At 64.6% G+C, this 6,636-nt stretch carries 5 protein-coding genes; all 5 read left to right on the forward strand.

Annotated elements, in window-relative coordinates; genetic code table 11:
• The first annotated feature begins 15 nt into the window (after positions 1–15).
• The 5 genes from ONR57_RS12280 (at position 16) to ONR57_RS12300 (ending at position 6,108) form a co-directional block, all read left to right on the forward strand.
• Entirely contained in the window at positions 16–1,041 is a 1,026-nt protein-coding gene (locus tag ONR57_RS12280; RefSeq protein WP_265123749.1) for a LacI family DNA-binding transcriptional regulator, read from the forward strand.
• Between the two features lie 117 nt (positions 1,042–1,158).
• Complete coding sequence (araB, locus tag ONR57_RS12285) at positions 1,159–2,913, forward strand: ribulokinase (protein WP_265123750.1); 1,755 nt, start codon at positions 1,159–1,161, stop codon at positions 2,911–2,913.
• A complete protein-coding gene (locus tag ONR57_RS12290; protein WP_265123751.1) occupies positions 2,910–3,638 on the forward strand; it encodes an L-ribulose-5-phosphate 4-epimerase in 729 nt (242 codons plus the stop codon). The genes araB and ONR57_RS12290 overlap by 4 nt, the downstream gene beginning before the upstream one ends.
• Entirely contained in the window at positions 3,638–5,146 is a 1,509-nt protein-coding gene (gene araA, locus ONR57_RS12295) for an L-arabinose isomerase (protein ID WP_265123752.1), read from the forward strand. Before ONR57_RS12290 ends, araA begins: the two co-directional genes overlap by 1 nt.
• A gap of 35 nt (positions 5,147–5,181) precedes the next feature.
• Entirely contained in the window at positions 5,182–6,108 is a 927-nt protein-coding gene (locus ONR57_RS12300; protein WP_265123754.1) for an aldose-1-epimerase, read from the forward strand.
• Positions 6,109–6,636: the final 528 nt, after the last annotated feature.

Here is a 6,636-nt window from a genome sequence, read left to right on the forward strand (position 1 = left end):
AGAGAGGACGGAGGCATGCGAGACAAGGTAAACGGATCTGCGCAGGCACCACGGATGATCGATGTCGCACGATTGGCTGGCGTCTCGCAGCAGACCGTCTCTCGCGTACTCAACGGCAATGTATACGTGTCGAGGGAGCTACGGGAGCGAGTTGAACAGGCTGTTCGGCACCTAGGCTATCGCCGGAACAAGTCGGCTCGTGCGCTCGTCACCAACGAGACTATGCATCTGGGCGTCATTACAGTCGGAACGGCGCAATACGGGCCGTCCCGCGCTTTGTTCGGCGTTGCACTGCAAGCCCGGAGCCGAGGTTATGCCACCAGTTTGGTGAGCCTCGATGACGCCAACCGTGCGAACATGCGGCAGGCGCTTGACCATCTCCTCGCTGACGGGGTCGACGGGATCATCATCCTCGCGCCGACCGCGGCGGCCGCCGATGCGTCCGAGTCTCTGGACGCTCGGGTGCCCTTGGTGATGTTCCAGCCAGGTGCGGTGGACGGTCTCCACACCGTCTCCCACGACGAGATGCTCGGTGCATGCATCGCAACCCAGCATCTTGTGGATCTCGGCCATCCCACCGTGCACCATCTCGCCGGTCCCACTGGCTGGCTCGCATCCGAGGCGCGGATCGAGGGTTGGCGCACCACGCTCGGTGCCGCGGGGAAGGTGGCCGTTGAGCCTCGGCGGGGAGACTGGAGCGCAGCCTCCGGCTACACAGTGGGCCTCGGTCTTCTGCAGCAGGACAAACCCACCGCCGTCTTCGTGGCCAACGATCAGATGGCCCTTGGCCTGCTGAAAGCAGCAGCAGAACTTGGGATTCGTGTGCCGGAGGCGCTGAGCGTCGTCGGCTTCGACGATATCCCTGAGTCGCAGTACTTCTGTCCCTCCCTCACAACCATGCGCCTGGACTTCGACGAGGTCGGCCGACGTTGCGTGGACCGGGTGATCAACCTTATCCGGCACGGCGAGTACTTCAGCCAGCCCGTCGTCGCCCCGTACCTTATCCCGCGGGCGAGCACGGCCCGGCACGAAAAGACGTGATTTTCCGACCCAACACAAGAAATGGGCCAGCTCCCGTCTGCGCTCATTTTTTTGACAATCTATGTTAGCGCTCTCATACCTAAGGAATACTTAATAAGTGAAAGGTGAGTGATGGGAATGGCCCATCAGGGATCAGCTGTCGTTGTGGGAGTCGACTACGGAACGCTCTCCGGCCGGGCTGTCGTGGTGAGGGTTCACGACGGCGCGGAACTGGGCAGCGCGATGCACGAGTACAAGCACGCCGTGATGGACCGGACGCTCGACGCCCACGCCGGTGAGGTGCTGCCTCCAGACTGGGCGTTGCAGGTGCCCGCCGACTATATCGACGTGCTGAAGAATGCGGTGCCGGCGGCAATAACGGCTGCGGGTGTAGACCGTGCCGATGTCATCGGGATCGCGACCGACTTCACGGCGTGCACTATGGTGCCTACCACCGCTGAGGGGACGCCGTTGTGCGAGCTGAAGCAGTTCGCCGACCGTCCACACGCCTACGTGAAGCTGTGGAAACACCACGCGGCTCAGGGACAGGCGGACCGGATTAATGCTCTGGCTCACGAGCGGGGGGAGATGTGGATCAACCGATATGGAGGGTTCATCTCCTCGGAGTGGGAGTTCGCCAAGGGGCTGCAGCTGCTCGAGGAGGACCCCGAGATCTACGCGGCGATGGACCACTGGGTCGAAGCAGCCGATTGGATCGTGTGGCAGCTGACCGGCCGGTACGTCCGTAACGCCTGCACCGCTGGGTACAAGGGCATCTACCAGGACGGCGCCTATCCTTCAGAGGAATTCCTTGCCGCCCTGAACCCCGACTTCGCCGGGTTTGTGCGGGAGAAGCTGGAGCACGAGATCGGCCAACTCGGCCACCGCGCTGGCGCCTTGTCGGCAGAGGCCGCTGCCTGGACCGGCCTGAACAAGGGCATCGCGGTCGCCGTGGGCAACGTCGATGCTCACGTGAGCGCTCCGGCGGCGAACGCGCTCGAGCCCGGGCAGATGATGGCGATCATGGGAACGTCAACCTGCCACGTGATGAACGGGGAAACCCTGGCCGAGGTCCCCGGCATGTGTGGCGTCGTCCACGGCGGGATCGTCGAAGGTTCGTGGGGCTACGAGGCCGGTCAGTCCGGTGTCGGTGACATCTTTGCGTGGTACGTGGCTAACCAGGTACCTGGTGAATACACGGAGGAGGCTCATCGGCGGGGAATCTCTGTCCACGAGCTGCTCACGGAGCGGGCCGCGAACCAGCAGGTCGGCGAGCACGGTCTGATCGCGCTGGACTGGCACTCGGGCAACCGTTCGGTACTCGTGGACCACGAGCTCTCTGGACTGGTCGTCGGGCAGACACTAGCGACACGCCCTGAGGACGTCTACCGGGCGCTCCTGGAGGCAACCGCCTTCGGGACCCGCGCCATTGTGGAAGCCTTCGATGATGCAGGGGTGCCCGTCACTGAACTGGTAGTGGCCGGTGGCCTGCTCAAGAACGCCTTCCTTATGCAGACGTATGCCGACGTCACTCATCTGCCGCTGTCCGTCATCGCCTCCGAACAAGGCCCGGCGCTCGGCTCGGCCATCCACGCCGCAGTCGCCGCGGGGGCCTACCCCGATGTGCGGACCGCCGCCCAGGCGATGGGCCGCCGTGTCGTCGGCGCCTACACCCCTGATGAGATCGCCGCTCAACGGTATGACGCGCTCTACGCCGAGTACAAAGTGCTGCACGACTACTTCGGCAAGGGAGTCAACAACGTCATGCACCAGCTCAGGAGGATCCGGCGGGAGGCCCTGACCACGCAGCGCAAGCCGGTGCCGCCCGAGCCGACCGCCAATGAGACCGACGGGGCTGCAACCCCGCTTCACGCAGCGGAGGTCCTGACGTGAATATTGCGCTGACTGAGTTGCCCCCTGCAGTGCAGGCCTCCGTCGCTAAAACCCGAGAACGGGTGGCAGCCCTGCACGCGGAGCTTACTCGATACGAACTAGTGGTGTGGACGGCCGGGAACGTTTCCGAACGCGTGCCCGATTCTGGCCTGTTTGTCATCAAGCCCTCTGGCGTCTCCTACGACGCCCTCAGCGCCGAGATGATTGTCGTCTGCACGCTCGACGGGAAGAAGATCGACGATGGGACCCCGGCCCACCTCCAGCCCTCGTCGGACACAGCTGCCCACGCCTACGTCTACCAGCACATGTCCGACGTCGGCGGGGTCGTGCACACCCACTCCACCTACGCCACGGCTTGGGCCGCTCGCGGCGAACCTGTCCCGTGCGCGCTCACAATGATGGCCGACGAATTCGGAGGCGTCATCCCCGTGGGGCCATTCGCCCTCATCGGTGACGATTCCATCGGCCGCGGCATCGTGGAGACCCTGCGGGGATCCCGGTCGCCGGCAGTGCTCATGCGCAACCACGGCCCCTTCACTATCGGCAAGGACGCGCGGGCAGCCGTTAAGGCCGCTGTGATGTGCGAAGAAGTCGCCCGGACCGTCCACATCTCCCGCCAGCTCGGCGAGCCGGGCCGTATCCCGCAATCAGACATCGATCGTCTCTACGACCGCTACCAGAACGTCTATGGCCAACGCACCACGCAGCAGGAAGAGCACCACTGATGAAGAACCCCTTTGACGGCAAGGAAATCTGGTTCCTAACAGGCAGCCAGGACCTCTACGGCGAGGCCACGCTGCGGCAGGTGGCTGAGCAATCGCGGACCATCGCCGCTACGCTCAACGACGCCTCCGGTATCCCTGTCCGCGTGGTTTGGAAGCCGGTCCTCAAGGACCGCGAGGCCATTCGCCGGGCCGCCCTGGAGGCCAACGCCGACGACAAGTGCCTGGGCGTTATTACGTGGATGCACACCTTCTCACCGGCGAAGATGTGGATCGTGGGCCTTGACGCCCTGACCAAGCCGATGCTGCACCTTCACACCCAGGCCAATGTCGCATTGCCGTGGGGCGAGATCGACATGGACTTCATGAACCTCAACCAGGCTGCCCACGGCGACCGAGAGTTCGGCTACATCGCCACCCGTCTCGGGGTTACACGAAAGACCGTGGTGGGGCACGCGAGCGATGCTGTCGTCCAGGCTAAGGTCGGTACGTGGGCACGCGCCGCGGTCGGCTGGGCGGCCATGCACGAGCTGCGGCTGGCGCGTTTCGGTGACAACATGCGCAACGTCGCCGTCACCGAAGGCGATAAGACGGAAGCGGAGATCCGTCTCGGTGTGTCGGTTAACACCTGGGGTGTCAATGATCTCGTCCAGGCAGTGGATGCCGCCACCAGCTCGGATGTCGACAACCTTGTGGCCGAGTACCAGGAGGCCTACGCGGTCACCCAGGAGCTCCGTCCCGGCGGGAACCGCCACGAGTCGTTGCGCTACGGCGCCCGTATCGAGCTCGGTCTGCGCAGGTTCCTCGAGGACGGCGGGTTCGCTGCCTTCACTACGAATTTCGAGGACCTCGGTGGCCTGCGCCAGCTGCCTGGACTTGCGGTCCAACGGCTAATGGCGGACGGGTACGGTTTTGGCGCCGAGGGTGATTGGAAGACTGCAGTTCTGGTTCGGGCGGCAAAGGTCATGGGCTACGGGCTGCCTGGTGGAGCGTCACTCATGGAGGACTACACCTACGAGCTGACACCTGGGAGGGAAAAGATCCTCGGTGCCCACATGCTTGAGATCTGCCCGACCCTGACTACCGGCCGGCCGCGGCTGGAGATCCACCCGCTGGGGATCGGCGGGCGCGAGGACCCTGTCCGGCTCGTCTTCGACACGGACCCTGGGGAAGGCGTCGTCGTGTCGATGTCCGATCTGCGCGAGAGATTCCGGCTCACAGCCAATGTCGTCGACGTTGTTCCCCCAGACGAGCCACTGCCCAACTTGCCCGTCGCCCGAGCCGTCTGGCGGCCGCAACCAGATCTCCCTACCTCGGCCGAGTGCTGGCTCACGGCCGGCGCGGCTCACCACACCGTCCTCACCACCGCCGTGGGTCTGGAGGTATTCGAGGACCTCGCGGACATCGCAGGGATAGAGCTGGCGGTCATCGACGAGACGACGACAACCCGGCAGTTCAGCCGGGACCTCAGGCTGAACCACGCCTACTACAGACTGGCTCAGGGCCTTTGAGCGCCATCGGCGCCCAGCGCAGCCGCGGGGGAGAGGTGGGCTGTCCGTGTGCGGACACGTACAACGCCGCGAACGGTACGGTTCACACTCTGGTCGCCGGTGACTACCGCGCGACGGTCTTTTCCTCGGGTGCGGCGCTGGGGCGGCTAATCTGGCGCGGACACGACATCGTCGTCCCAGTCACAGCGTCGGAGATCCCCATCGCATATGAGGGGAAGACGCTCGTGCCCTGGCCGAACCGCATCGCGGACGGCCGGTACTCCTTCCGTGACAGAACACACGAGCTACCCATCAACGAGCACGCCACGAACAGCGCCTTACACGGATTCGGCTGCTGGGTGAACTGGGAGGCGCTCGAGCTGACCTCCTGCGAGGCCAGATTCCGACTGCACTGCCTGCCGCGATACGGGTACCCGTTCCACCTGATAACTGAGGTCACCTATCGCCTCACCGCCGACCGTGGGCTATCTACCGAGATCACCTCCACCAACATCGGGGCGTCCCCCGCCCCGTACGGCGCGTCGTCCCATCCGTACCTAACTTGCGGCCTGGCGCCTGTCGACGAGTGCATACTCACTCTTCCAGCCGGGCGCGTCATGACGGTGGACGATCGGCTGCTGCCAATGGGAACGGTCCCGGTTGGGGAAGTGGATCTCGACTTCCGTGGGTCCCGGGCGGTAGGTCCCCTCCAGGTCGACCACGCCTTCGGAGGTCTGCCCCATGACGAATGGGAGGTGGTGCTCCGTCACCCCGACTCGGGGCTATCCGCCCGGGTGACGGCGACGGCACCATGGCTGCAGATCTACACCGGCGACAGGCTTGGCCGCCGTGGCATGGCTGTCGAACCCATGACATGTCCACCGGATGCATTTAATTCCAAGGACGATCTCATCGTGCTTGACCCAGGAGAGCACCACACCCTCCGGTTCAGGATTGAGGGTGTCTTTTTGCCTAACATGTGAGACCAACAGTGAAGTGGAGTCGAACAGGCAGCCATTGCCAGGCTCACCTCGGCGCTGGCGTGCCCGAGCAACCATCAGCGCTTGCAGCGAAACGCCCAGGCTGACCAGCGCGTACGCATGGGCGTTTCGCAGCTGGCGGGAGGTGACACGGCCGAGGCCCGCTGTGGGGCAACATGGTTGAGCTCGCGGCGCACACCCTGCCTGCGCCGGGGTTGGTGAACAGGAACTGCGCGGGGCGCCGGTAGCGCGGGTGTGGCATCCGGCGTGTGTGGGAGTTGGGCGTACGAGAGTGGCCCGTGGCGTGAGCCGTCCTGAGGAAGGCTCACGCCACGGTGTGTCTAGCCGAGGAGTCCGGTGAGTGTGTAGGTGGCGACCATGTAGGGGGCGCCGGTGGTGACGTTGCTGTTGATGCCGAGGTGTGCGGTGTTGTCGCCGTCGATGCGGGTGGCTTGGGTGTCGGTTTGTGCGCCGGGGTAGTTGTTGGCGAAGAATGAATCGCCCCGGCTTTAGTGGAGGGCGGGTTCTCCC

This window comes from Hoyosella sp. YIM 151337, assembly GCF_026041215.1.
Classification (GTDB): domain Bacteria; phylum Actinomycetota; class Actinomycetes; order Mycobacteriales; family Mycobacteriaceae; genus Hoyosella.

Excerpts from the sequence above, each read along its gene's own strand:
- ONR57_RS12280 (WP_265123749.1), top strand. The coding sequence starts at position 16 with ATGCGAGACAAGGTAAACGGATCTGCGCAGGCACCACGGATGATCGAT.
- araB (WP_265123750.1), top strand. The coding sequence starts at position 1,159 with ATGGCCCATCAGGGATCAGCTGTCGTTGTGGGAGTCGACTACGGAACG.
- araA (WP_265123752.1), top strand. The coding sequence starts at position 3,638 with ATGAAGAACCCCTTTGACGGCAAGGAAATCTGGTTCCTAACAGGCAGC.